Source organism: Myroides sp. LJL116 (genome assembly GCF_054871685.1).
The window spans coordinates 75,106-101,302 of record NZ_JBTXLR010000010.1 but is presented as its reverse complement, the minus strand read 5'-3'; the positions used below and the strand labels follow the sequence as shown (position 1 = coordinate 101,302).

General features: G+C 32.4%; 20 protein-coding genes. 10 read left to right on the top strand and 10 right to left on the bottom strand.

What is annotated here, in order from left to right:
• Positions 1–5 precede the first annotated feature (5 nt).
• From ACYSNM_RS09160 to ACYSNM_RS09135, 6 genes are all read right to left on the bottom strand, one after another.
• Positions 6–1,307 carry a gliding motility-associated C-terminal domain-containing protein gene (locus tag ACYSNM_RS09160; RefSeq protein ID WP_461756618.1) on the bottom strand — a complete coding sequence of 434 codons (1,302 nt, stop codon included), beginning with the start codon at positions 1,305–1,307 and terminating at the stop codon, positions 6–8.
• 1,142 nt (positions 1,308–2,449) lie between these two features.
• A complete protein-coding gene (locus tag ACYSNM_RS09155; protein ID WP_461756617.1) occupies positions 2,450–3,445 on the bottom strand; it encodes a helix-turn-helix domain-containing protein in 996 nt (331 codons plus the stop codon).
• A gap of 174 nt (positions 3,446–3,619) precedes the next feature.
• The gene (locus ACYSNM_RS09150) at positions 3,620–4,579 is read right to left on the bottom strand and encodes an AraC family transcriptional regulator (protein WP_461756616.1); all 960 of its coding nucleotides are present in this window, start codon (positions 4,577–4,579) and stop codon (positions 3,620–3,622) included.
• A 676-nt stretch (positions 4,580–5,255) separates the two neighbouring features.
• Complete coding sequence (locus ACYSNM_RS09145; protein WP_461756615.1) at positions 5,256–7,625, bottom strand: tetratricopeptide repeat protein; 2,370 nt, start codon at positions 7,623–7,625, stop codon at positions 5,256–5,258.
• Positions 7,626–7,928: 303 nt separating this feature from the next.
• The gene (locus tag ACYSNM_RS09140; protein WP_461756614.1) at positions 7,929–8,759 is read right to left on the bottom strand and encodes a lysophospholipid acyltransferase family protein; all 831 of its coding nucleotides are present in this window, start codon (positions 8,757–8,759) and stop codon (positions 7,929–7,931) included.
• A 149-nt stretch (positions 8,760–8,908) separates the two neighbouring features.
• Complete coding sequence (locus ACYSNM_RS09135; RefSeq protein ID WP_461756613.1) at positions 8,909–9,556, bottom strand: NUDIX hydrolase; 648 nt, start codon at positions 9,554–9,556, stop codon at positions 8,909–8,911.
• A gap of 49 nt (positions 9,557–9,605) precedes the next feature.
• Here ACYSNM_RS09135 and ACYSNM_RS09130 point away from each other — a divergent pair, with 49 nt between their 5' ends.
• Both ACYSNM_RS09130 and ACYSNM_RS09125 read left to right on the top strand, forming a co-directional pair.
• Entirely contained in the window at positions 9,606–10,049 is a 444-nt protein-coding gene (locus ACYSNM_RS09130; RefSeq protein ID WP_461756612.1) for a DUF4268 domain-containing protein, read from the top strand.
• A gap of 40 nt (positions 10,050–10,089) precedes the next feature.
• Positions 10,090–11,955, top strand: a complete 1,866-nt coding sequence (locus ACYSNM_RS09125) for a hypothetical protein (RefSeq protein ID WP_461756611.1) — start codon at positions 10,090–10,092, stop codon at positions 11,953–11,955.
• Positions 11,956–12,008: 53 nt separating this feature from the next.
• Here the strand turns inward: ACYSNM_RS09125 and ACYSNM_RS09120 are convergent, their stop codons facing one another.
• Both ACYSNM_RS09120 and ACYSNM_RS09115 read right to left on the bottom strand, forming a co-directional pair.
• Entirely contained in the window at positions 12,009–13,211 is a 1,203-nt protein-coding gene (locus ACYSNM_RS09120; protein ID WP_461756610.1) for a GlmU family protein, read from the bottom strand.
• Positions 13,212–13,338: 127 nt separating this feature from the next.
• The gene (locus tag ACYSNM_RS09115) at positions 13,339–13,590 is read right to left on the bottom strand and encodes a type B 50S ribosomal protein L31 (RefSeq protein ID WP_155035842.1); all 252 of its coding nucleotides are present in this window, start codon (positions 13,588–13,590) and stop codon (positions 13,339–13,341) included.
• A 409-nt stretch (positions 13,591–13,999) separates the two neighbouring features.
• Here ACYSNM_RS09115 and ACYSNM_RS09110 point away from each other — a divergent pair, with 409 nt between their 5' ends.
• From ACYSNM_RS09110 to ACYSNM_RS09075, 8 genes are all read left to right on the top strand, one after another.
• Positions 14,000–15,289, top strand: a complete 1,290-nt coding sequence (locus ACYSNM_RS09110; protein ID WP_461756609.1) for a S28 family serine protease — start codon at positions 14,000–14,002, stop codon at positions 15,287–15,289.
• A gap of 240 nt (positions 15,290–15,529) precedes the next feature.
• A complete protein-coding gene (locus tag ACYSNM_RS09105; RefSeq protein ID WP_461756608.1) occupies positions 15,530–16,192 on the top strand; it encodes a DUF4199 domain-containing protein in 663 nt (220 codons plus the stop codon).
• 27 nt (positions 16,193–16,219) lie between these two features.
• The gene (locus tag ACYSNM_RS09100; protein ID WP_461756607.1) at positions 16,220–17,185 is read left to right on the top strand and encodes a glycosyltransferase family 2 protein; all 966 of its coding nucleotides are present in this window, start codon (positions 16,220–16,222) and stop codon (positions 17,183–17,185) included.
• Positions 17,186–17,187: 2 nt separating this feature from the next.
• Positions 17,188–18,915 (top strand): phospho-sugar mutase, encoded by a 1,728-nt coding sequence (locus ACYSNM_RS09095; RefSeq protein ID WP_461756606.1) that lies wholly within the window; start codon positions 17,188–17,190, stop codon positions 18,913–18,915.
• Between the two features lie 64 nt (positions 18,916–18,979).
• The gene (locus tag ACYSNM_RS09090; RefSeq protein ID WP_461756605.1) at positions 18,980–20,809 is read left to right on the top strand and encodes an ABC transporter ATP-binding protein; all 1,830 of its coding nucleotides are present in this window, start codon (positions 18,980–18,982) and stop codon (positions 20,807–20,809) included.
• 159 nt (positions 20,810–20,968) lie between these two features.
• Positions 20,969–22,165, top strand: a complete 1,197-nt coding sequence (gene pncB / locus ACYSNM_RS09085; protein WP_461756604.1) for a nicotinate phosphoribosyltransferase — start codon at positions 20,969–20,971, stop codon at positions 22,163–22,165.
• A gap of 81 nt (positions 22,166–22,246) precedes the next feature.
• The gene (locus ACYSNM_RS09080; protein ID WP_461756603.1) at positions 22,247–22,666 is read left to right on the top strand and encodes a nucleoside-diphosphate kinase; all 420 of its coding nucleotides are present in this window, start codon (positions 22,247–22,249) and stop codon (positions 22,664–22,666) included.
• Positions 22,667–22,847: 181 nt separating this feature from the next.
• Positions 22,848–24,020, top strand: coding sequence for a calcium:cation antiporter (locus tag ACYSNM_RS09075; RefSeq protein WP_461756602.1), 1,173 nt, complete (start codon positions 22,848–22,850; stop codon positions 24,018–24,020).
• 81 nt (positions 24,021–24,101) lie between these two features.
• Here ACYSNM_RS09075 and glsA read toward each other — a convergent pair whose 3' ends face one another.
• Positions 24,102–25,136 carry a glutaminase A gene (gene glsA, locus ACYSNM_RS09070; protein ID WP_461756601.1) on the bottom strand — a complete coding sequence of 345 codons (1,035 nt, stop codon included), beginning with the start codon at positions 25,134–25,136 and terminating at the stop codon, positions 24,102–24,104.
• Positions 25,137–25,146: 10 nt separating this feature from the next.
• Positions 25,147–26,190, bottom strand: a complete 1,044-nt coding sequence (locus tag ACYSNM_RS09065; protein WP_461756600.1) for an AMP-binding protein — start codon at positions 26,188–26,190, stop codon at positions 25,147–25,149.
• Between the last annotated feature and the right edge of the window lie 7 nt (positions 26,191–26,197).

Genomic DNA, 26,197 nt, shown 5'->3' with positions numbered 1-26,197 from the left:
TGCATTTAGTTGTTTTCTAAGTTCAAATAACCCGCTTTCTTAATCCATCTTGTACCATTAGCATCGGTAAATTCATATTTTACGACATAGAAGTAGGTACCGGAAGGCAATTTACCACTTGACCTAACTCCACGACCTTCAGCCATTCCAGTAAACACATTTTCACTTCCATCTCCATTTTTATCATAATTGGTTGTACTAAACACTGTATTACCCCATCTATTAATAATTTCTACACTATTGTTAGGGTATTTATGAATATTTTTAATAGTAAAGTAATCATTAATTCCATCCCCATTTGGACTCACCCCGTTATAAATAATAACATCGGTATCATTATCCGCCTCTTTCTCCGAAGCAACCCCTAAGGTAAAGATTCCCTTAGCGCGTACTTCTATGGTTGTAGTTACCGTTTTAGTTTGCACATCAGATACCCCTGATTCGTTTACCCATTTCTTTAGCACTTCATCCCACCACATAATCCTAAGTTTATCCTCACCTCCTCTGGCAATAATTTCTTTTGGCGTTGTAGCCTCATTCCAGGTCAAAGAGATAATAACCCTTCCATCTACAGAAGTGGTATCTATTTCCCAGTATTCTTCTTCGTCAATGATATCAATCTGTTCATCTTCCTTGGCGTCAAAAGGTCGGGAAGCGCTCACTGGGTTTTCTCTCACATACTGAACCGTAAAGACATCCTTGCTACTCCCACTTTCTCCTAAAGCCATTCCTCTGTAATATTGAGAATCTCCTACGGGCATTTCAAAAAAGAATTTCCCTTCTTTTTCTACCTTTCCAACCACATGGGCCCCGTCTCTTGCTCCTTCATGAGAGGAGTTTTCTAAAAAAGTAAGACTTCCTTCATATGGATTAACATATAAGATACCATTTACAAAATAAGCTTTAGAAGCAACACTTAAAGCATTTTCAATGGAAATATCACTATCCGAGTCAAAAGAAACCTCATAAAAAGAAGTAGGATTGACACCTCCTAAAATCAATTGTCTATCCCCAGTCTTTGCAAAATTAACTCTCCCTGATTTCAAAGTAGAATCAAAATCAAAAATCCCTAGATTTTGAAAATCATTAAAAAAATGGATCGATCCATTATTTATGAACATATCGCCAGGTTTGACCGCTTCATTTAAGAATTCAGACTCTACCCCTACTTCTGTCCCAGGACTAATATAAAAGACTCCACTATTGGAAAAAACATTATTATTATTCGTTTCTTGTGCAAAACTACTTATTGCCGACAAGCACACTCCTAATAAAACCAAACCACTAAAGACACGTTCAATTTTCATATTGCATTTTTCTTATGATTTCTAACTTACTAAACATTTAAAAGTTTTCACTTTATATACTTAAAACAACTACAATTAAGAATAAAACCTTTTTAAATGTAAATTTAACAAATTAAAACAAAATTAAAAATATATTTTAACATATATTATTAAATTACATTCGATTACCCTTACTAAAACCAATATATAAAGTATTCAAACATCGCAACTGATTAAAAACCAACATATTATATTAGTTAAAATGAATTACAAACATAAATTTATTTCAATTTTACCTTTTTACTCATTTTGGTATTCAACCAAAAAAATCAGATAAAAATAACGTCAGTTCTTAGTCTATAAAATACTTAGATAAATTTCAACAGCAATCTCTGCTAAATTATACTATGACTGCATAAGGTTGCGCCTTGGCATCGCCACAAGGTGGTGTAAAGCTTATATTTGGGAAGAGTTTTTACTTATTTAATAGCTATAACACGATGCCATATATAGTAAATGAAAGGTAAAAAAAGCAATTCAAAGCGGTTTAGGGCTATTGTCTTTTTTACTTAAAAAACGGATAAAAAAAAATAGAGGCCTTTTTTAAAAAGAACCTCTATTTAAGCTAGTTTCTGAGTTATTTTACATCTAACGCAAAGATATTTGAAAAAAAAAAGATTGTTGCTCTTACTATTCACTGTTTAAAAGCTTACAAATAGTATTTGAATGCGAGCACATTTATACCCCTAAAAAACAGCAGGCATAAGCTATAAAATAAAGGTTGACACCTTTTAATTTACAAAAATATTACCCTCTTTCCTGTTTACACTTAAGCTATAATAAAGTTTATAAAGCGCTAAAATGCCTTAAGAAATTATGCTTGCTCAAGGTTATCATAAAAGAAAATTAACTAGAAAATTATTTCTTGTCAATCTACATTATCTTGTAGAAATACAATTTAAGAATTTTACTTTTAAATAAACTACCATTATATTATCTACCTACAAATATCCTATTGACATGTTAAAATCAAGGTGCAAATCTTTAGTCTGCACGTCTTTTCCTAGAAACTGAAACCATATTTAGGTACCATTTGTATGTTTAGTGACATTTATAGCACAAAACAATAGAAAAACCTATTTTAATCTATTAATAAAATACTACTAAGATTTATAGTGTGAAGACCTTTGTTCATCCATATATTGGGAAGGAGATAGATTCGTTTGCTTTTTAAATGCTCTAAAAAAGGAAGTCCTTGAATTAAATCCACATCGCTCAGTTAACTCTGAGATAGGAATATTGTAGTTTTCCTGGTCCATGATCAAAAGGGCATACTCTATTCGCTTCTCATTTACAAAACTATTGAAGTTCATTCCATACAATACACTAAAGGCTTGAGCAATGTGGTATTTTGGAATACCTGATAAAGAACGTAGCATATCTACATTAAAATCCACTTGTTTATAATATTGCTTCTCGATGGTATAATATTCAATTTTGCTTTGACAAGCTTGAAGGTATTCCTGAGAAAGTTGGCTTTTAATATATTTTGTAGCTACTTGAGTCTCCGCTGAACTCTCTTGCAGAGTGTTAACTACATTGTCACTTGCTTTGCTCTGATAATCTTTTACTTGTTTTATTTCACTTTGCTCTTCTTTGGAAGAAGGAATACTGATCCTTTTACGACAATAATTAAAAATTAAGAAGGATAATAATAACATGCCATAAATCACCTTATCCATATCATTATTAGGAATTGCATTATATACCCCAATACCTATAATAATAATAGCCATAAAAAGCATAAACCATATGATTCCCAATAAAAACAATCTAAATTTAATTTTAAAAGTAGCTTGCATTAAAAACACATACCCATATATACCGTAACCAATCAATAAGAAACCTGTTAGAAGATATAGCCACAAATAATAGTATACTAAAAACTTCACACTTAAACTATTTACAAAGAAAAGTGCGCCTAAGTATAAAACACTTATTAATACTGGCAAGATAAAGTGATAACGTATCCTATTATTGGTAGGATCACACCCTTGAGTGTCTTTACATAAGCCCGTTATAAAATAAAAAAAGAAAGGACCATAGTAAATAATAAAAGGCGCACCAAGTCCAACGAAAACAATTGACTTAAAAAACACTTTACTTATTATTAAAAAACAACTGTCAACGATGAAGAAAATTAAAAAGTGTTTTAAAGCTTTTTGTGCGAAGCTAGAACGAACTAAATAGCTATTAATAAAATACGATATAGAACTGAAAATAATCGTTAAGCTTAGAATAATTATAAAAATATAGTTTTCCATCATACTACATTATATTACTAAAGCATTACTTCTATATACCGAAGGGGTCAGTCCAACAAATAATTTAAAATACTTATTAAATGTACTCTTAGAGTTAAATCCGGATTCCTCCATGATTGCCTCGATGGTTAAATTTTGATTCTCTTGCAATAGTACCTTAGCATAATCAATGCGGTACTTTGCCACTAGTTGACTAAAGTTAATGGCCAACTCTTTGTGAATAACCTCATAGACTTGCATTTTGGTTAATTGAACGAAAAAAGCTAAATCTTCTAAGTTAAAACTAGGGTGCAAAACTTGCTTATTGGTTTGTAGAAAAGCAAGAATAACGGATGCTTCAGGAGATAATTCAACCTTTTTCTGGGCTGTTTGCCAATTAGGCTCTTTTCCTACAACTCCTTTTTCTAAAGAATTTACTAAAGTAATTTTATCCATGTAGTAGGAAGTAATAACCAAAAATAACAGACAAATCAAAGAAAGACTAAAACTCATAAAAGAATTCTCTATTACATGTGGGACCTCAAAATAATACAACAAAAAGTAAAGTCCTTGCACAATAGCGAAAGCTCCCATAAAATTACTGTAAATAATAATCAGGTTAACTTGGGATTTTTTATTAGTATCCTTATTAACTAGTAGACTATTAGCAGAAATCAAAAAGCAATAAGCCATTAAATAACAAATCTGAACAAGTAAAAAAATTAGTTGATGATAGAAGAACTGGGCTGTAATAAGAACAACAGCCCCTAATAAATGGACTAAAACCAGAATATTAGGTAGTCTTTTAGATTTAATAACAGATTCAGAGTAAAGATACACTACTGGAGCTGCTAAGTAAATAACAGTAATAGAGCTGTGCAATAAACTTAAAACACATTGTAAGCTACAGCTCAAAATTACAATACAAAGTAACAAGGGGAAACCCTTGTGATTTTGTTGTCTTGTTTTTAAATAATTAATCGCATTCATGGTAAGTAAGGTTTTTTAAACTCACTTTAGAACACACTTTTTTACTCCTATCTTTTTCAAAAGGAGAGTATTATAAATCAATAAAACACTTTAAAGTGGGGACAAACATTACACTAAGAAACTTATATAGTGAGATGTTTTTCTAAAGTTGTACAAAATTATTATTTATATTTTAAAAAGTACGCAATTGACGATTTGTTAAATTCGATTTATAAAAAAGCAAATCTTTAAATAAAGAAGATAACTCTTTTCTATTTTTTTTAGACATATTAAGTAATTAATACAAATCATTTGCCAAAAACACTATGTTTTTTAAATGATTTTTCACTACATTAACAGATACAAAGCAGTTATAGGTATATAAAAGGAATAAAAAATCTTAAAATCATTTAACACAAGTAAATATTAAAGAGATATTCCTCTGCATATATAAAAAACGCTTGCCACAAGTCCTAATAAAATGAACCATTATTTTCTACTTAAATCGCACAATATGCACCTTTTGAAAATTACTTCTCTATTAAGACCTAATAATTCACAAAAAGTCACAATTATTTCTAAAATAAAACTGAAAAAAGTACATTTCGCCCTAAAAAAATCTATAAAAAGTTAAAAACAAGATACTTACACCTCTACATTTCTTAATTAATGTTTCAAAACATTCTTGCTTTTATTACTAAATAATACTTTTAGTAAGCCAAGTATTCCAAATCTTTTGAACTGTTTGTTGTATTTGTGTATTACTATCCTTAAAACTAGTAAAATGGCTAGCTTGTATTTCATTATTTTTATGGTGATAAATCCACACGTTAAAACTTTTATGCCATCCAGGAGAGTTAAGCAAACCAAAAAAGCTCTTCTTATTATAGGAAATTTCTTCAATAAGAAACTGAATAGTAATCTGCTGATCATTCAAATAGACAGAGATATAAGTTTGATAACCACTATTGGTTTGTTCACTTGCTAAATGCTTTGGCGATACACTAATATGCATTTGATCATCTATCCACATACTTAAAGGTTGTTTCCAATCCCTTAAAACTAATTCTAAACTGTGCTCCAAATAAAGACTATGGTCTATTCGCTGGTCAAAAAGACTATATTCTTTCTGCTGATGTACTTCCTTGTGATCCATCCAATCTTTTAATCGATGCATTGCTTGTCTTTCCGTAACTCCCACTACGTACTCTTTAGGTATATCCTCTATCGTAGAAGCATAATGAGGGTTATCGGAAAAGTTCTCTCGAATTAAAGTAAAGTATTGTAGTGCTAATACTTCCTTCTTTAAGCCATGATAACTCCATCCAAGAGAAAACCAATAATTTACTTTCCCCACAATAGGTGCATTTTCTAAAAAAGTAGCGTGCTCGAAAAAATTATTAGTCAGTGTAATACACAGTTCATATTGGTGCTTTTGATACCTTATATAAGAAAAGACCTCCGCTGCTATATAAATCATTTGCTCTACAAGATCTTGGTCTTGTATCTCTTGGTTTAAGAAGTCTTTTGTAAGAAGCTCGAAATGACTAAGTACTTTTTCTTGGTTATCCATTTCAATATAGCAATTTACAATACTAGACTGTACTCTTAACCATTCTAAAGTAAAGAAAGGATAATAGTCTAATAATTCTCTTAAGAACCACTCACAAGAGACCATATCGCCTATAAAAGAACTCAACAAAAACCCGTTGTGAAGATTTTCTCTTAGGGGTTCAAGCTCAAATCCTTTTTTGTGCATCTCAACGGCTTTATTAAAAATAGGATCTTCTTTATTTGTTTGTTCTTCTAATAAAGCAATATTATAAACACAAGTTCCAAAAGCATTACATACCCAAGAATAACCCTTTTTATTATTACTTACTTTACTTCCTGTACCAAATTCAAAATAAGTGTGAATCACTTCTAAAGTATATTGGGATATTTTCAGGGTTTCTTTAAAGTAAGATAAGGCTAAATCCCTTTGGTCATTATTCAAAAAATATTCTGCCCTTTCTATAAAAGCCAGAGCTAGCATACATCCTGAAAAACCATCTAACTGAAAGCTAAAGTGCTTTGGCGTAATCTCTAAGGCAAGGCAAGTTTCAAAATAGTAAAAGTAATACTCATTTTGAATCACAGGATGATTTTGAAAATAGATCTCTAAAAGATTCCAGAGTTTTGGATAGTTTTTTTCACAGGAGATAAAGTGCTCTATTTGCATACGCAAAACAGCCTCAGAACTCGTTTTAGCATCCATTTTCAACCATTTTGAAAAACGATTGGAAATTTGTTTACTAGTGACTGCCCTAAAATCTTTATAATTTCTTATTTCTATACGGTATAATAAACCAATTAAATCTACACTTAGATCTAAATCCCCCTTATGAAAATGTTTTTCTAATTCTCTACCAATCTCCACATTGCGATCTTCTGAGAAATAAGTGCAAAAACGTTCCAAATAATCATATGCCTTTGGATAATTTCTTTGTTCTAAGTATAAAAGGCCAGCTTCAAAAAGAGCCAAGTTATGGTCTGGATAATGTTCTAAACACAAGGAATAATAATCCATTGAGCTATCTACCTTATCCATATCTTTATACAAAAGAGCCAGCATATAATAGGTTTCGGCAAATTTATGATCCACCAAACTATAGTTTTCCTTAGCTAAGGATAATACAATCAAGCGATCTTCTAGACTTTGAATCGCTTTCTGAGGTAAGTGTAACTTGTACTCATAAATCCATGCCTGATAATGGTAAGCTTGTAAGACAGCTTCTAAATCTTCTTTTAAGTTCTCGATAATAAAATCAGCCGTTTCTAACATTATAGAAGTATCAAATAAAACTGGGCCGTCATATATCTTTATCTTCCAAAACAAAGCTTCTTTATTATATGCATCATTTTGTAATACTTGTTGAATCAAGCCAATAATCTCGTGAGATAATTCTTTGTTTCTTACATAGCCTTGGGGATCTTGTTCTTGCTCAGAACCTATGGCAATTAGGTTAAAATCTATTTGATTATAAAGGTCTTTAATTTGCTCTAATAGCGCTTGATTATCGTTCATTTTCTTATAAATACTATACCTAACTCCTATTATTTTCTTTACTGCTTTTCTATTTAGCCATATAAACACCTAGGCTATCTTCTAAAGAAGTAGAAGTTTTCCATTACAAAAGTAAAGTTAGTATTATTTATTGCGTTAATAAACTAAAATGGCTTGTTTTAAAGTTGTAACCTAACCTAAAACAAAAAAAACTAGGCTAAAGTAGTCCTACAATGGAGCTATTGTTCTTTTTATAAAAAAAAAGCCAAGTAAATAAAATCTACTTGGCTAGTATAAGGTAAGATAAAAAACACTAATTAGGGGTTAATGTTTTTTTTCATTTTCAATATAATCGTATGTTCTCTTTTCATTGAGTAACTTTTCTTCTTGCAAAAATTCTTGTGGTATAACTTTCAAAAAAGAAGGGTGTTGTTCTATTGCAAGTTCTACTTTTTCCACAATTTGTTCAATGGTATCGTTTTCATAGTCGATATCCAATGGAGGTTTTACCACAAAGGATTGTAGTATACCTTTTTTCTTTAAATGAAGTCCTTTTTTATCAAAAGAACGTCTAAATCCATCAATTACAATAGGTACAACAATAGGTTTATAATCTTTAATTATATGTGCTGTCCCTTTTCGAATTGGCTTAAAACTCTTGGTTGTCCCTTGTGGAAAAGTAATTACCCATCCATCTTGCAGAGCAATTTTGATATTTTCTACTTGAGCTTTATTTACCTTTTTTTTCGTTGTTAATTCCTTTCCTTTACTTCTCCATGTACGGTCTACAGTAATAGCTCCTACATAAGATAGGATCCTAGGTAAGATACCAGAGTTCATCGTCTCTTTAGCCGCTACGTAATAAATGTTTAATTTAGGATTCCAAATGTACATCACATTCTTAATGGTGTCGCTTCTACCTTTTAAACTAGCATTAAAAACGTGAAACATAGCAACAACATCTGCAAAATAGGTTTGGTGATTGGATATAAACAAAACATTCTTATCGGGTAAATTTCTAAGAATTTCCGATCCTTCAATTTGTAAGTCATTGAAGCCTCTAAAGCGTTGATGTGTAGCAAAACCGAATATCCTAATAATCCAACGCTTTATAAAAAGCAAATGACCAAACGGATTTCTTTTAAACAATCCCATAATAGATGTAGATTAATACAAAAAGCAAATTTACTACATTACTAGAGTTATATTCGATTGTTTAATAAATATTTATCACTTTATATGCTAATTCCTTTAATAGAAGACCTTTAACTAACCTTATTCTCTATTTAGGTAAACCTATACAATCAACTTAAACCATAAAGGCTTTTTAAGGCTTCTCTTAATTCACTTAACATCATAGCAGTGGCACCCCATATAATAGAATTCTTATATACAAAAGCAGGCACATCTAAATAGGTTCCATAACTTGTTGTACGCCCTACATGTTGAATGATACTAGGGGATAATAAATCCTTTACTGGCAATTCTATAATCCCTGCAACTTCATCATAATTACATACAATATTAGGAGATTGGGTTAAGACCCCTAAATAAGGCTGTACTATATAGTTACTAGCAGGAATATACAGCTTTGTGAAAGCTTTTATATCTTGTATACTAGTGGGATGTACCCCTATTTCTTCATAAGTTTCTCTTAATGCTGTGTACTGTAAATCCTTATCTTCTTTATCCATAGCTCCACCAGGAAATCCGATTTGACCAGAATGTACTCCTGTAGAAAGTGCTCTTTGTATTAGTAAGATAGACATTTGTTTATCTTTAGGATACAATAACATCATTACAGCAGATTGCTTAGCATTTCTATGCAACTGTTCGTCTATATAAGATAGTTTTTGACGGTTTGCAGGCATCATTATAGCTTGTGCGGGAAATCCCAGAGGTTTTAGACGTTTAATTTCAGGGATCTTATGCAAAAAAGAATCAAATGTCATAAGTTTGTACATTATAATTTCACTTAATTAAAAATACAACTTTATATCCATGTTTAGCAAAGAAGAAGCACAAAGAATTAAAAAAGAGTTTTGGATAGAATTTGCCCAGGCTTATCCTAGAAAATGGCTACTGCACAAAACTAAAATAAAAGATTTTGCCTTTAAATTTTATTGCGATAACAAAAAAGCTTTTGTTCTATTAGATATAGAACCAAGAGATGCAGAGAAAAGAAAAATCTATTTTGAAAAAATGGAATCTTTAAAAACAATCCTTACCGAGGATTATATCCCAGAGGCTATTTTTGAAAGAGAGTTCTATTTAGAAAATGGCAAACTAATTTCAAGAATATGGGTAGAATTAACAGGTATATCCATTAATAATAGAAATTCATGGCCTGAGATTTTCGATTTCTTTGAGAAAAACATGGCAGCTTTTGAATTATTTTTTTACGAATACGAAGACTATTTAAGAGATTTAGAAATAAACACCTAATTTAGTTGTATATTTCAGTTGCTTAATATAATACACACTCATGCATTTTAAACTTTCTTTATTACTTATCTTTTTCTTTTGCTTTTTAACCTATAGTCAATCTACACAAAAAAGCATAGAACTAGATACCCTAAGAAGCCAAATGCAAGGTGACACCCCTGATTTTGATTTTCTTACTGATACTATTCATAATCATACCATTGTGACAAACCAACCAAAGACACAAGTAGGTAAATTAATCAAAAGAATGTTTGTCAAGAGTAAAAGTTCTAGTCAAGGAAAAGCTCCTACTATTAGTTTTGATAGAGATCTGGCTCTTGGAGAGGGGAAAATTATACGAAATATAGACATTGTAACCCTTGATCCTTTTGGATTTTCTGAAATAGATACCCTACAAGTTCCCACTACTAAAGCAGAAAACTTGGGAAATCGCCTACATTTGAAAACCAAAAAATTTACGATCCGCAATTTTTTACTATTTGAAAAAGGCAAGCCTTTTGATTCTTTAATGATTAAAGAAAGTGAGCGTTTAATCCGTTCTCAACGCTATGTAAAAAGAGTGCTTATTTACCCTATTCCTACTTCTTCCCCAGATTCAGTCGATATTATGGTAAGGGAGCTTGATTATTGGACCATTTATCCAAGTGGATCTATCTCTACGAGCTCGATGCGAATTCGCCTTACCGATAAGAACTTTGCTGGTTTAGGTCATGAATTAAGTATGCAATACAGAAGGCGTATCGACCAAGATAAGCAAGGTTACTATTTCAACTATAGAATCAATAATATTCAAAGAACCTTTATAAGAAGTGAATTATTATATGACTCTGATGTATGGGGTAATTATCGAAAATTTGCCTTAGTAGACCGTCCTTTCTACTCTCCTTACACCAAATGGGCAGGAGGTTTTAATTACACCCAAAGATTCTCTAGAGACTCCTTAATTGGTGTAGATGATAAATATAGCTTTGAGGCTAGAAAATATAATCAATATGATGCTTGGGTGGGACGCTCTATCCCTCTTTACCAAAGAGTTAAAGACAACACAGTAATCACTAACTTAAGAGCTGCTGTTCGTTATTACCAAAGAGATTACATTGATAGACCAGATCAAAAATATGATACAATAGGCTATTTTTCCAACTCTAAAACCTATTTAGCAACACTTGGAATTAGCTCTATTAATTATATACAAGACCATTTTATCTTCACTCATGATAGAATTGAAGATGTAGCTGTTGGGAAAATCTTCTCTATTACAGGTGGTTTTAATAACCAATTCCATAAAACTAGAAGTTATTTTGGAGCAAAATTTGCCATGGGAAAATACACCAATTTTGGTTATTTAGCCACTAATATAGAATGGGGAAGCTATTTTTTAGGAAAAAAATCAGAGCAAGGAGCCTTGCGCCTAGATGTCACCTACTTTACTAAATTACTTTTTCGTGGTAATTGGAAATTTAGACACTTTATAAATCCTAGCTTTATAATGGGCTATAATCGCTATGACCACATGGAGGATCAATTGCGTTTAGAACAGGTAATTGCCGGGATACGCGCCTCCAAAATTAGAGCGGCAAGAAGAGTTTCTCTGTCCTATCAATGGCAAGCTTATGCGCCTTATAGTTGGAAAGGGTTTCATATTAGTCCCTATGTAAATATAGAAGGGGCTTTTGTAGGATATAAAAACCATGCCTTTTTGGACGGTAAATTATATTCTCGTTTAAGTATAGGCTTTGTAGCAAGTAATGAATATTTGGTTTTTAGCAGTATAGCAATTTCTTTAGTTTACTACCCTACTATGCCAGATTCTCAAAGAGCAATATTCTATGCCAATGGTAGAAAATACGATATGGAATTACCTGATTTTAATTACGGTAAACCGCAAACAGTAAATTACTATTAAAAAAAAAGCTATTATCTTTTAAAGATAATAGCTTTTTTTAAGTTCTATATTGGTTATAATTCAGATTGCTTTAAAGACAATTCATAGCGCTCTAAATTAGTTTGCTCATAAATATATTCCAAGATATCTATGTCAAGTTGAGTTAACTCTACATTTCTTCTTTGCATCACCACCTTCATGGTTTGCACTGCTTTTTTAAAGTCATATAACTCCTCTTGATCAACACCACCCCATGTGAAGTTGTTTAAAAAAGTTTTAGGAAATCCTCCTCCATAAATACTACAACTAACCCCAACTACACTTCCGGTATTGAACATGGTATTGATTCCACATTTACTATGGTCTCCCATTAACAAGCCACAAAACTGTAACTTAGTGTCTTCATACTTTTGCTGGGCCATATTCCATACCTTCACATTAGCATAGTTATTCTTTAAATTGGAGTTATTAGAGTCGGCACCGATATTACACCACTCCCCAAGCACTGCATTACCTAAAAATCCATCATGTCCTTTGTTAGAGTAACCAAAGATGACACTATTGCTAATTTCTCCACCTACACGAGACTCCGGTCCAATAGTAGTTGCTCCATATATTTTAGCTCCCATCTTTACTTGGGCTCCCTGACAAAGTGCAAAAGGGCCTCTAATTAAAGATCCTTCCATAATCACAGCATCTCGACCAATGTATATAGGTCCTTGTGTTGTATTTAAAGTAACACACTCCACTATTGCTCCTTGCTCTAAGAAAACATTTTCTCTAGGACCAATAATATTAACTGTTTTGGAAATAGGTTCTGATATTTCGCCTTCAGTTAGTAATGCAAAATCTTGCTCTATAGCTAAATGGTTTTTCTGAAAAATATCCCATTTATTTTCCAGCTTTTCCAATGCTCCATCATATGGAATAATTTGATAGGAATCAAAATCTACCTCCTCTTGATTATCTTGGGTGAAAAAGGCAATAATATCGTCCTTATAAACGATAGCTTGATTAACTTGAAGAGCTTTAACCTTATCTACTAAGGCTTGAGTAGGAAGAAAACAAGAGTTGATCATTACATTGTTTTCAAGCTCTACCATAGGGTATTTTAAAGACAAATACTCTTGGGTCAAAGTAGTAGTTGTATAACCTAAGTATTTCTCCCATTTTTCACGAATAGTTAATATACCAATTCGCATATCTGCAACGGGACGAGTAGAGGTAAAAGGTAAAAAATTATCCCTTAGGTCCCCATCAAATAATATATAATTCATAGCACTTGTTCTTTAGTATAACATTTTATCAAAGTTAACTAAAGTTGTAAGAAGTACCACCTATATGACAAAAAAAAAAGAGCCTCTAATAAAATTAGAAGCTCTTTCGTATAATTTAAAATTCAAATTATTTTTTGAATTTAGCATATTTAGTTTTGAATTTATCAATACGTCCTGCAGTATCGATAAGTTTAGATTTACCTGTATAGAATGGGTGAGATGTACGAGAAATCTCCATTTTAAACACTGGGTACTCTACACCATCAACTTCGATAGTTTCTTTTGTATCTACTGTTGATTTTGTGATGAATACGTCATCATTTGACATATCTTTAAACGCTACTAATCTGTAATTTTCTGGGTGAATACCTTTTTTCATGATAAATCTGTTTTAAATTATGAGTTACTTTTCGTCCCGAAGCTTTCTGTTTTTCAAGAAAGGTGTAAACGTCCAATAACTTTTTTGTTACATTTATTTACTTTTCAGACCGCAAATTTACAACTAAAATTGAAATAACAAATAACTAATGTACTTTTATTTGCTTTTTTTGCTACAAAACTATTTTATTTCCAAACCTACGTCTAGGATTCTAAAAACCACCTACGCCTTTATCTCTTCTTCACCCTTCAATTCTATTGAATTTTAATCACTAAAAAACATCTATATACAAATAAAATGTTTATATACACGACTTTGTTTGTAATAAAAGTTTTATCATATTTGACCCATATTTTATTTTAAATAAAATTTCACATAACATATAACCGACCTAAACAAACCTATTCAAATGAAAAAAAACATTATCACCTTCCTGTTTTTACTATTTTTTGTTGCTATATGGGCACATCCCGACCAAAAACAAGTAGAAAAGGCTTTATACAACCTAAAGAATGTAACCTTTACACAGATGGATTCTGAGGATGACTCTGTTTTAAAGTATAAACTTAAAGTAAGACAACCAATCGACCATAATGATGAGTCAAAAGGTTACTTTGATCAAAGTGTGTATTATATACATAGAGGATTTGATCGTCCAACAGTGATGGAAACCAATGGTTATACCCTTTCACATGGACAAACTGAATTGCCTAAGTATTTTCAAACTAACTACCTTAGTGTAGAGCACCGCTATTTTGGAGATTCTACCCCTAAGGATACTCCTTATGAATACTTAACTTTAGAGCAAGCCACAGCTGACCTTCACCAGGTAAATCAATTATTTAGAGAATTATACAAAGGTAAATGGATTTCAACAGGAATCAGTAAGGGAGGTCAAACTACTATCTTTTACAAATATTTCTACCCAGAGGACGTAGATGTAGCAGTACCTTATGTTGCTCCATTTAATAAATCTCTAGAGGACCAAAGAATCTATACCTTTTTAGATACCGTTGGTTCTAAGAAATGTCGCGAAGCTATTCAAAAAGTACAAACAGCTTTATTTGAGAATAAAAAACAGATTATAGAAAAATTGCGTTGGTATGCTAAAGGAGCTCGATTAAAATTCGATTATATTGGTGGTTTAGATACTGCTTATGATTTAGCTGTATTAGAATATGACTTTGCTTTTTGGCAAGGAGGAAATGATTGCGCTACTTTACCTAACATCAAAAACATTGACCAATTAACAGATGATTTTCTAAAAATCAGTAATATTGACTTTTTTGGAGATGCAATGATTAAAAAATTTGCTTCACACTACTATCAAGCAGGAAGTCAAATGGGATATTATGGATACGATATTACTCCTTTTAAAAAATACGTTTCTTTCAAAGAAAACCCATCTGCTATTCATATGCCAGAAGGTACATCAACGGATAGTTTTGACAATAGCCTTCTAATTAAGGTTCAAAATTGGTTGGATAATGATGCTAATGGAATCCTATATGTTTACGGAGATATTGATACTTGGAGTGCTACAAGAGTTATTCCAAGTGATAAAGTTAACTCTAAGGCTTATATGGTAGAAGATGCCGATCATTATAAGGCTAGAGTTGGTAATATGAATCCGCAAATGCAACAAGATTTTTTCGACACATTTGAAAAATTCACTCAATTAAAGCCAATCTTGGATTAACTTTCACTTAGTAGTTTATCCCTTACTGGCTTTAAAGCAAGTACTTTATCTTACCTGATGAAGTACTTGCTTTTTTTTTGCCTTATAAAAACCAATTGTTTACTAAATAAAAGCAAGCTTCTGAGCTTGAAAGCTAGGTTGGTTTGTCTACTACAAAACCTATATATATCACAATTCACAATTAAGGTAAAGGGTTATTTTAGTATATTTGTTTTTTTAAAGTTTACTTACTAGCAAATAATGAAAGACCCAATTAATAAAATTGGAATTAAATTTGGTTTAATTCTAGCTGCCTACTATACCCTTTTTGATTGTATAGTTTTTTTTACTGACCAAAATTTATTCACAAACATCCCTTTAGGTTTTTTGAATATTTTCGTAACTATAGCTCTAGCTATAGGTTGTATATTAATGGCTAAGAAACAAATAGGAGGCTATATTACTTTTAAAGAGGCCTTTACTCCTTACCTACTTTATGTATTAATAGGTGTTACGGTGAATATGGTAGTATACTATATCCTATTTAACTTTGTTAATCCAAATGCACAAGAGCCCCTTAGAGACACTCTGTACCAAATGGCTATTGACAAAATCAATGCCCTTGGTATGCCTGAAGCCGATAGGTTAGCTAAAATCAAACAAGCTGAAGAAAGCAATCCTTTTACCTTCCAAACCCAAGTATTTGCATGGGCTGGAAGTATATTAAAATATTGTATCCTAGGTTTCTTATTAGCGGCTATTTTCAGAAACAAATCAGAATTTATACCTGTAGAAAAACCAACACAAGATAGCCCAGACAAACACACTGACAACCTACAAGTAAAGGATGTATCTGAGGATAAACAATCTTCTGTGTCTAAAAAACAGCCTAAGAAAAATAAAGAACAACCTTCGAAAAAATAATCCTTCGACTCAACTAAAGCTTTTTTCATGAATCTTTCTATTGTTATACCTTTATTAAACGAGGCAGAATCTTTACCCGAATTACACCAATGGATCTCTAAAGTTATGCAGGAAAATAACTTTAGTTATGAGATTATCTTTATTGATGATGGTAGTACGGATGATTCATGGAATATTATCCAAGGTTTAATAGCACAAAATCCAGCTTGTAAAGCAATCCGTTTTGCCAGAAACTTTGGTAAGTCTCAGGCTTTACATGCAGGTTTTAAAAGAGCCCAAGGACAAGTGGTTATTACCATGGATGCAGACTTACAAGACAGTCCAGAGGAAATTCCAAGCCTATATAAAATGATAACAGAGCAAAATTTCGATTTAGTCTCTGGTTGGAAAAAGAAAAGATATGATTCTCTATGGGCTAAAAACATCCCCTCCAAACTATTTAATTGGGCTGCAAGAAAAACTTCAGGGGTACAGCTTAACGATTTTAATTGCGGACTAAAAGCTTACCGTCTAGAGGTGGTAAAAAACATAGAAGTTTCAGGGGAGATGCACCGATACATACCTGTTTTAGCCAAAAACGAAGGGTTTTCTAAAATTGGAGAAAAGGTAGTAATCCACCAAGCCAGAAAATACGGAGTTACTAAATTTGGGATGAATCGATTTATAAATGGATTTTTAGATTTAATCACCATTTGGTTTTTAACTAAATTTGGTAAACGTCCAATGCACTTCTTTGGTGCTCTTGGCCTTTTAATGCTTTGTATAGGGTTCTGTGCTTCCTTATTTATAGGAGGTAGTAAACTCTACAAACTTTACTATGGCCTACCCTCTATCTTGGTCACTAGAGATCCGTGGTTTTACATTGCTTTAACTACAATGATCATAGGTAGCCAATTGTTTTTAGCAGGCTTTATAGGGGAAATAATACTAAAGACAAATACAAAAAATAAGAGATACAAAATCGCCCAAAAAGTCGGTTTTAAAAAAATATAATTATGCAAACAGAACAAGATATTTTACAAATAGCTAACCAGTGGTTACAAGATCCTTTTGATACAGAAACTAAACAAGAAGTAGAGAGAATGATCCAAGAGGACAGTGAGTTACTGAAGGATAGTTTTTACAAAAACTTAGAGTTTGGAACTGGAGGTATGCGTGGTGTAATGGGAATAGGTACGAACCGAATCAACAAATACACTTTAGGAAAAAACACCCAAGGTTTATCTCAATACATTAAAGAGTGTTTTCCAAACAAACAATCTAGTGTTGCCATTAACTATGACTGTAGACATAATAGTAAAGAATTAGCTAAAGTGGTAGCAGATGTATTTACTGCAAATGGTATCAAAGTATACTTATTTGAAGATATGCGTCCTACTCCTGAGCTTTCCTTTGCAGTAAAATACTACAACTGTCAAGCAGGTATTGTTTTAACTGCTTCACATAACCCACCGGAATACAACGGTTATAAAGTATATTGGCAAGATGGAGGCCAAATTGTTCCTCCAAATGACCAAGCAGTTATTGATATTATTAATAGCTTAAACTACCAAGATATCAACTTTAAAGGCCAAGATGACCTTATTACTTATGTAGGTAAGGAATTAGACCAAGCCTTTATTAATTCTACTATAGAGCATGCGAGCTTTAATACTCCAGCTTGGGCTAAAGATGATCTGAAAATTGTTTTCACATCTTTACATGGAACTTCTATTAAGTTAATCCCTCAAACTTTAGAAAAGGCAGGTTATAAAAATGTCTTTATTGTAAAAGAGCAAGAAGAACCTAATGGAGACTTCCCTACAGTAAAATCCCCTAACCCAGAAGAGCCAGAAGCTCTAGAAATGGCAATGGAACTAGCTGAAAAAGTTGGTGCTGATATTGTTATTGGTACGGATCCTGACTCAGATAGAATTGGAATTGCAGTACGTGATTTAGAAGGAAAAATGACGCTTTTAAATGGTAACCAAGCCATGGTAGTTATGACTGCTTTCTTATTAGAACAATACAAGAGAAACCAAGGTTTTAAAGGCAATGAATTCATTGGTTCTACAATTGTATCTACACCTATGATGTTAGATTTAGCTCAAAGTTATGGGGTAGAGTGTAAAGTTGGATTAACTGGATTCAAATGGATTGCTAAATTCATCAACGATTGCCCAGATCAAAAATTCATCGGAGGTGGAGAAGAAAGCTTCGGTTATATGATTGGCGATCAAGTAAGAGATAAAGATGCTGTTGCTTCTGCCCTTTTAGTATGTGAAATTGCTGCATTAGCAAAAGCTGGAAAGAGTTCTTTTTACACAGAACTTTTAAATCTATACATTGACCATAGTTACTACAAAGAGCACCTAATCTCTTTGGTAAAAAAAGGAATGGATGGAGCTGCTCAAATCAACCAAATTATGTCTGATTTAAGACAAAATCCACTTTCTCATATTATTGGACAAAGAGTGGTTTGTGTAGAGGATTACAAAACCCAAAAAGCCCTTAACTTAATTACAAACGAAGTGGAAGAAATCCAAGTTCCAAGTTCGAATGTATTAATTTATTACCTAGAAGACGGAAGTAAGATTGCTGCTCGTCCAAGTGGTACAGAACCTAAAATTAAATTCTATTTTAGTGTAAACCACCCAGTAGATGATTTATCACAAATAAAAGAAGTAGAACAACATTTAGAGGATAAAATTCAAAGTATCATCCAAGAAATGAATCTAAACTAATATAAAATAGACTAGTATTTATACTAGTCTACTTTGCTTTTACTAAAAACCATATACTTTACCTATGAACGAATACTTTAAAAAAATTATTCGATATGCCTTTCCTTATAAAAAATACGCCTATTTAAACGTATTTTTTAATATACTATATGCCCTATTTAGTGCTTTGTCTTTTGTGGCTTTGATCCCAATGATGACAGTATTATTTGATGAAGCCAAACCTATAGTGCAAAAACCAGTTTACCAAGGTATCGGTAGTTTAAAGAATTATTTAGAAGACTATATGTCTTACTTTATTAATTCTTTTTCTCAAGCCCATGGTGCAGAAAAGACTTTAATGGTAATGGCAGGGGTTATTATAACCTTGTTTTTACTTAAGAACCTTTTCAATTATTGGGGAATGTATTTTGGTACTTTCTTACGCAACGGTGTTTTAAAGGATTTGCGTAATGCCATGTATAAAAAATCATTAGAGCTACCTCTATCTTTCTTTTCTGAGAAAAGAAAAGGAGATGTTATTTCCAGAATTACAGCCGATGTTCTTGAGATCCAACATTCCTTCTTATCTATTTTAGAAGTTATTGTTAGAGAACCTCTAACCATTGTATTTACCATTATTGCAATGTTTGGAATAAGTGTTAAACTTACTTTGTTTGTATTTATTTTCATTCCTATTGCAGGGGTAATAATCTCTAAGGTTGGTAAGTCCCTAAAGAAAAGTTCTCAAAAAGCATCCCAAGAGCAAGGTTATTTTCTTTCTTTGATTGAAGAGTCTTTACAGGGTATGCGTATTATAAAAAGTTTTAATTCAGAAGCTAATTTTAATGCTCGTTTCCAAGAATCTACCCAAAGCTTTTATGAGCTAAACAATAAAATTTTAAATCGTCAAAACCTTTCCTCTCCTTTAAGTGAGTTTTTAGGTATTGTAACTATTGCTGTTTTATTAGTATTTGGAGGACATATGGTTTTAACCGAACAAAGCTTGTCAGGAGCTTCCTTTATTGCTTATATCGGTATGGCTTATAATATCTTAACTCCTGCTAAAGCTATGAGTAAAGCCTCTTACAGTTTAAAAAGAGGATATGCAGCAGCAGAAAGAGTCTTAGATATACTAGAACAAGAAAATAGCATAACAAGTAAAGAGAACGCTATTGATAAAAAAGACTTTACTACAGCTATTACCTTAGAACATGTTGGCTTTAAATACGACAAAGAAGAAGTACTAAAAGACTTCAACTTAGAGATTCCAAAGGGAAAAACAATAGCTTTAGTAGGACAAAGTGGAAGTGGAAAAAGTACTATATCCAACCTTCTTACAAGATTCTGGGATATCAATAAAGGTAAGATACTTATCGACAATGTAGATATTAGAGACATCAAATTAGATGATTTAAGAGATCTGATTGGTCTAGTTAGCCAAGACAGTATTTTATTTAATGACTCCATTAAAAACAACCTAAAATTAGGTAACCCAAATGCTAGTGACCAGGAAATTATCAATGCTCTAAAAATTGCTAATGCCTATGAATTTGTGAAAGATTTACCTCAGGGCTTAGATACCAATATTGGAGATTCAGGTAATAAACTTTCTGGTGGACAAAAACAGCGTCTATCTATAGCTAGAGCAGTTTTAAAGAATCCTCCTATAATGATTTTAGACGAGGCTACCTCAGCACTAGATACAGAAAGCGAACAAATAGTACAACAAGCTTTAGAGAATATGATGAAAAATCGAACTTCTATTGTAATTGCTCACCGTTTATCTACTATTCAAAACGCAGATTTAATTGTAGTAATGCAAAAAGGTAAGATAATCGAACAAGGATCTCACGAGCAACTATTACTTAAAAATGGAGCTTATTCCAAATTAGTAACGCTACAATCCTTAGAATAATATTAAATCCAGATGCATTACTTATGCCTATCTGGATTTTTTTATTACCTCTATAAAAAACACAGTAAAAAAATTTAACCTTTTTAGTATCTTTAGCTAAAACCACTCAGCTTTTGCTTATTGGACTAAAGATATTCTATACTTTTAAAATTAACATTTATGCAAAGTAATATACAACACCCCATAATCACTTCTATTTTAGATAACGATTTTTATAAATTTACGATGCAACACGCTGCCATTAAACAATTTCCCTACGCAAAGGCATCTTACGTATTTATCAACAGAGGAGACCATAAGTATCCCGATGGATTTGCTGAGGCCTTGCAAGATCAGGTAAATAAGATGGCAGATTTACGTTTAACTAAGGCTGAGAAAGACTTTTTAGCAAAAACTTGCCCTTATTTAGACCCTACTTATTTAGACTTTTTAGAAGGATATAGCTATAATCCAAATGAAGTAGAAATAACACAAGATAAAGACCAGTTAACGGTTAATATCCAAGGATATTGGTATAGATCTATTTTATGGGAGGTTCCATTAATGTCTTTGATTTGCGAATTGTATTATATACTAACGGGGGCTCAACCTATGGTAGAGCAGCAAATTATAGAAACTACCAAAAACAAGATTGAAAACTATAAAAAACTTGGTATTACTATCGCTGAATTTGGTACAAGAAGAAGATACTCTTATAAAGTACATAGCATAGTAGTTGAAACCCTTAAGAAATATGGCTCGGCATGCTTTATTGGAACAAGTAACGTTCACCTGGCAATGGTCAATAACATTAAACCAATTGGTACACATGCCCATGAATGGTTTATGTTCCACGCTGCTAAATATGGCTTTAAAATGGCAAATTCCATGGGCTTAGAGCATTGGGTGGATACTTATAGAGGAGATTTAGGAATAGCCCTAACAGATACTTACACAAGTGAAGTCTTCTTTGAACACTTTGATAAAAAATTTGCTAAGCTATTTGATGGTGTTAGACATGATAGTGGAGATCCAATTGAATTTGCGCAAATGACCATTAATCACTATAAGAGTTTGAATATTGATCCTCGCTCAAAAACAATTATTTTTAGTGATGGTTTGAATCCTGAAAAAGTACAGCATATCACCCATTTTTGTAGAGGAAAAATAGGTATGTCTTTTGGAATTGGGACGGATTTCACCAATGATGTAGGTTTACCTGCAATGAATATTGTGATAAAAATGTCACAAGCATTACCTGAAAAGGGCAATTGGACAGATGTGGTAAAACTATCGGATGAGCCTAAAAAGCATACTGGTACACCAGAAATGATCGAACTAGCACAACGCTTATTAGATATTCCACTTATAAAATAAAGAAAGCAATTTTTTTTAATTAACAAATTGGAAAATTAAGCTTTAATAGTTTACTTTTGTGTAAAATTTAAATACAATATAATGGCAACTAACAGAACTTTTACAATGATTAAGCCAGATGCTGTTGAGGCAGGGAACATCGGTGGTATCATCAACATGATTACAGAGGCAGGATTTAAAATTGTTTCTATGAAGTTAACTCAATTAACAGTTAGAGATGCTCAAAAATTCTACGAAGTACACAGTGAAAGACCTTTTTACGGTGAATTAGTTGAATTTATGTCTAGAGGTCCAATCGTTGCAGCTATCTTAGAAAAAGATAACGCAGTAGAAGACTTCAGAACATTAATTGGAGCTACAAACCCAGCGGACGCAGCAGAAGGAACTATCCGTAAGAAATATGCTAAATCTATTGGAGAAAATGCAGTTCACGGATCAGATAGCGACGAAAACGCTGCTATTGAATCAGCTTTCCATTTCGCAGGAAGAGAACAATTCTAAGAAGAAACCCTTCTTTATCATACCAAAGGCCATTTTTATATATAAAAATGGCCTTTTTACTTTAGTTATGGTATTATTTTAACAATTAATATAAATATTCCCATATTATTACTTTTATATACTTTTTTTATCGAAAAAAATATTATTTTCACACAAAATAAATAAATTCGATATAAAGCTCATGAAAGAAGCATTAAAATCAATAAAAGTACCTATTTGGTCTATTCTTATCCCTTTAGTATCCGTACTACTTTTATTTGTACAAGGCTCTCTACCTAATAATTTATATACTGACCTGCTTTTAGGAGCTTTTCTAATTGGATCAGTACTAGCATCGGTTAGCCATGCTGAAACTGTTGCACATCGCGTTGGAGAACCTTATGGAACTATCATCCTTGCCTTGGCAATAACGGTAATTGAAGTTTCTTTAATTGTGTCTATAATGCTAAGTGAAGGTAACTCAGAACCTTCTTTCTTAGCAAGAGATACTGTATTTGCCGCAATAATGATTATTCTTACCGGAATAATCGGAATCTGTTTTCTAAGTGGTGGATATCGCTTTAAAGAACAAAACTTTATAAAACAAGGTATTAGTACTGGGTTAATTACCCTACTAGCTATTGCAACCTTAACTTTAATACTACCAAATCACACTACTAGTCAGCCAGGTAATAGTTATACAAGTAATCAATTATTCTTTGTAGCTATTGTTTCTTTAATTCTTTATGGAGGGTTTTTAGCGGTACAAACCATTCGTCACCGTAATTACTTTGTGTTAGAAGAAGACTTAAAAACATCTAATAGTAATACTACAGCTACAAAGCAGACCACGGATCAAGATGCAGAGAATAGTATGGATCAAGATGCAGATAATAACATAGATCATATACCTGTGAATATTCCTACTACCGTTGTAGCCTTTATTATGCTACTTGTAGCTTTGGCAGCAGTTGTATTATTATCTAAGTTATTATCCCCTACCATTGAAAGTGCAGTTGCTCAAGCTGGCGCACCTAAATCTTTGGTTGGTATTATCATTGCAACGGTTATTTTACTTCCAGAAGGCTTAGCTGCCTATAAAGCAGCTAGACAAGATAGATTACAAACTAGCTTAAACCTAGCTATTGGTTCTGCCCTAGCTTCCATCGGACTTACTATTCCTGCAGTAGCAATTGTTTCTTACTTTACAGGATTAACTGTTGCCTTGGGAATAGACGCTAAATCAACTGTATTACTATTAACAAGTATTGCCACTGTTTATCTTTCTATTTCATCTGGAAGAACAAACATTCAACAGGGAATTGTACTACTGGTGTTATTTGCAACCTATTTATTTACTACCATAGCTCCATAAAAAGCTGGGATATATAAAATAATAAAAGCCTCAAAAGTTAACTTTTGAGGCTTTTATTATTTTATCCTTATTCTGTTCTTATTAGAATACATTTAAATCCAATAAGTCTGCAATGTCTTTAATCATATGATAACCTGCAATAGAGTTACCTTGTTTATCTAAGCTAGGGCTAAATACACCTAAACCATATCCTTTGTTAGCACTAACTAAGATACCACCTCCTACACCAGATTTACTAGGTAAACCAACTTTTCTAGCATATTCTCCACTAAACTCATACATACCACCAGTGAACATAACCGATTGAATTAATCTTGCCATATCTGTACTTTGGTATTTAGTATTTCCATCGTAACGCACGCAGTCATTTGCGAAGAAATATCCCATTTTAGCCAAGTCCTGGGCCGTGATTTCAATAGAACACTGCTTAAAGTAATTATCTAACTTATCTTCATTTTCTTGAGAATAGTCGATAAAGCCACTGTTAACCATCATATAGAACATTGCTCTATTTCTATGACCTGTTTCTTTCTCTGATAGATAAACCGCTTGATTAATATCAATACTAGGATTGTTGGTAATAAAGCGAATCATCTCCAAAATCTTTTGGTAAGCTACATCTTTATCTCCAGGGATCAACGAAGTAGTTAAAATAGCTCCTGCGTTCATCATTGGATTTAATGGTTTTCCATTAAAATCTAAATTAGCTGAATAATTAAAAGGCATATTAGTTCCATAATAACCTACTTTACTAAAAACAGCTTCTTCTCCTAATTCTTGAACAGCAATAAATAAAGAAATAATCTTAGATACACTTTGAATAGTAAATTTTTGATCTACATCTCCAACACTTACAATTTCTCCATTTGGCTTAACTACACTCAAAGCAATAGCATCCTTACGCATTTTTGCAAGCTCTGGAATATAATCCGCAACAGCACCTTGCTCAGCGAAATCTCTATTTTTATCTAAAATAGCCTGAGCTACCTTTGTATTTAAAACAGGATCCCTATTTTTCTTTGTTTCAACAATAACTTCATTAGTAGTAGCAAAAATAGACATGCTATGTAAGGCAAAAAGAGCTAAAGCTAAGTGCCCAAATGTTCTTTTAATCATAATTAGTTTTTTATTTAATATTTTTACTTCTTATCACCTTTCCAGACTCGGTGGTAATAAAGGTATCGCAGAACTGAATCTCTTTAGGCCTTTGGTACCTGTGTAAGGTCTCAAAGATAGTATCTTCTAGCATATAAGCCTTGGCTTGTATCACTAAAACTACCTTGTTTCCTAAAATAGGATCATTTTTACTGCCAATAAAAAAAGGATAGGGTATTTTAGGGCTAAGAAGTTGTTCTATTTCTTCTGGATACAACTTAATCCCCCCACTATTTATCACATTGTCTATTCTACCTTTCCATATAAAATCTTTCTCATTAAGTAAAGTCACTACATCATTGGTAATAATAGGCTCACTTGTAATCTTTGGAGCATTAATAACCAAGCAGCCTCGGTCATCTTGCTTAATACTAACATGGGATAGAATAGTAAAGTACTCCTTATTAATCTGCTTTGCTGCAATATGAGTAATGGTTTCACTCATCCCATAGGTTTCATATACTCTTGTATCAAGGGATAGTAATTGTTCACTTAAAGAAGCCGAAACTTTTGCCCCGCCAATAATTAAACATTTTACTCTATGTAATTCCTGTAAACTAGCCTGCACCTGCATAGGTACCATAGCTACAAAATCAAAATCTCCTTCCACTTGTTGCATTACATTAGAACTTGGAGCAACATGGTGTAAATCCCAACCTAATATTAGGGCTCTTACTAGCATAAGCTTACCGGCTATAAAGTTGGTAGACATACACAGTAGGGCTTTACTTTTATTGGGTATATTAAAAAATTCCCCTGTAGCTCTAGCCGAATAAATCACAGCTTGTTTATCGAGGTGAATTTTCTTCGGAACTCCAGTAGTTCCAGAGGTTTGTACCACAATATAAGGGTTGTCATCCAACCACTCAACTATAAAATCCCCTAATTCAACCAGGTGTTTTTGTCCACTAACTCTTAAAGAATGCTGTGCAAAATCGATAAGTTCTTCTTTTGTATAAGGGATTGCGTTCAAGCAAAAATCCTCATGTACAAAATCATTAGTATATTGTTTCATAAATTAC

Excerpts from the sequence above, each read along its gene's own strand:
- ACYSNM_RS09135 (WP_461756613.1), bottom strand. The coding sequence starts at position 9,556 with ATGACATTTGATTCTTTTTTGCATAAGATCCCTGAAATTAAACGTCTA.
- ACYSNM_RS09110 (WP_461756609.1), top strand. The coding sequence starts at position 14,000 with ATGAAAAAAAACATTATCACCTTCCTGTTTTTACTATTTTTTGTTGCT.
- ACYSNM_RS09145 (WP_461756615.1), bottom strand. The coding sequence starts at position 7,625 with ATGAACGATAATCAAGCGCTATTAGAGCAAATTAAAGACCTTTATAAT.
- ACYSNM_RS09080 (WP_461756603.1), top strand. The coding sequence starts at position 22,247 with ATGGCAACTAACAGAACTTTTACAATGATTAAGCCAGATGCTGTTGAG.
- ACYSNM_RS09115 (WP_155035842.1), bottom strand. The coding sequence starts at position 13,590 with ATGAAAAAAGGTATTCACCCAGAAAATTACAGATTAGTAGCGTTTAAA.
- ACYSNM_RS09125 (WP_461756611.1), top strand. The coding sequence starts at position 10,090 with ATGCATTTTAAACTTTCTTTATTACTTATCTTTTTCTTTTGCTTTTTA.
- ACYSNM_RS09090 (WP_461756605.1), top strand. The coding sequence starts at position 18,980 with ATGAACGAATACTTTAAAAAAATTATTCGATATGCCTTTCCTTATAAA.
- ACYSNM_RS09130 (WP_461756612.1), top strand. The coding sequence starts at position 9,606 with ATGTTTAGCAAAGAAGAAGCACAAAGAATTAAAAAAGAGTTTTGGATA.
- ACYSNM_RS09065 (WP_461756600.1), bottom strand. The coding sequence starts at position 26,190 with ATGAAACAATATACTAATGATTTTGTACATGAGGATTTTTGCTTGAAC.
- glsA (WP_461756601.1), bottom strand. The coding sequence starts at position 25,136 with ATGATTAAAAGAACATTTGGGCACTTAGCTTTAGCTCTTTTTGCCTTA.
- ACYSNM_RS09095 (WP_461756606.1), top strand. The coding sequence starts at position 17,188 with ATGCAAACAGAACAAGATATTTTACAAATAGCTAACCAGTGGTTACAA.
- ACYSNM_RS09120 (WP_461756610.1), bottom strand. The coding sequence starts at position 13,211 with ATGAATTATATATTATTTGATGGGGACCTAAGGGATAATTTTTTACCT.
- ACYSNM_RS09150 (WP_461756616.1), bottom strand. The coding sequence starts at position 4,579 with ATGAATGCGATTAATTATTTAAAAACAAGACAACAAAATCACAAGGGT.
- pncB (WP_461756604.1), top strand. The coding sequence starts at position 20,969 with ATGCAAAGTAATATACAACACCCCATAATCACTTCTATTTTAGATAAC.
- ACYSNM_RS09140 (WP_461756614.1), bottom strand. The coding sequence starts at position 8,759 with ATGGGATTGTTTAAAAGAAATCCGTTTGGTCATTTGCTTTTTATAAAG.
- ACYSNM_RS09160 (WP_461756618.1), bottom strand. The coding sequence starts at position 1,307 with ATGAAAATTGAACGTGTCTTTAGTGGTTTGGTTTTATTAGGAGTGTGC.
- ACYSNM_RS09105 (WP_461756608.1), top strand. The coding sequence starts at position 15,530 with ATGAAAGACCCAATTAATAAAATTGGAATTAAATTTGGTTTAATTCTA.
- ACYSNM_RS09075 (WP_461756602.1), top strand. The coding sequence starts at position 22,848 with ATGAAAGAAGCATTAAAATCAATAAAAGTACCTATTTGGTCTATTCTT.
- ACYSNM_RS09100 (WP_461756607.1), top strand. The coding sequence starts at position 16,220 with ATGAATCTTTCTATTGTTATACCTTTATTAAACGAGGCAGAATCTTTA.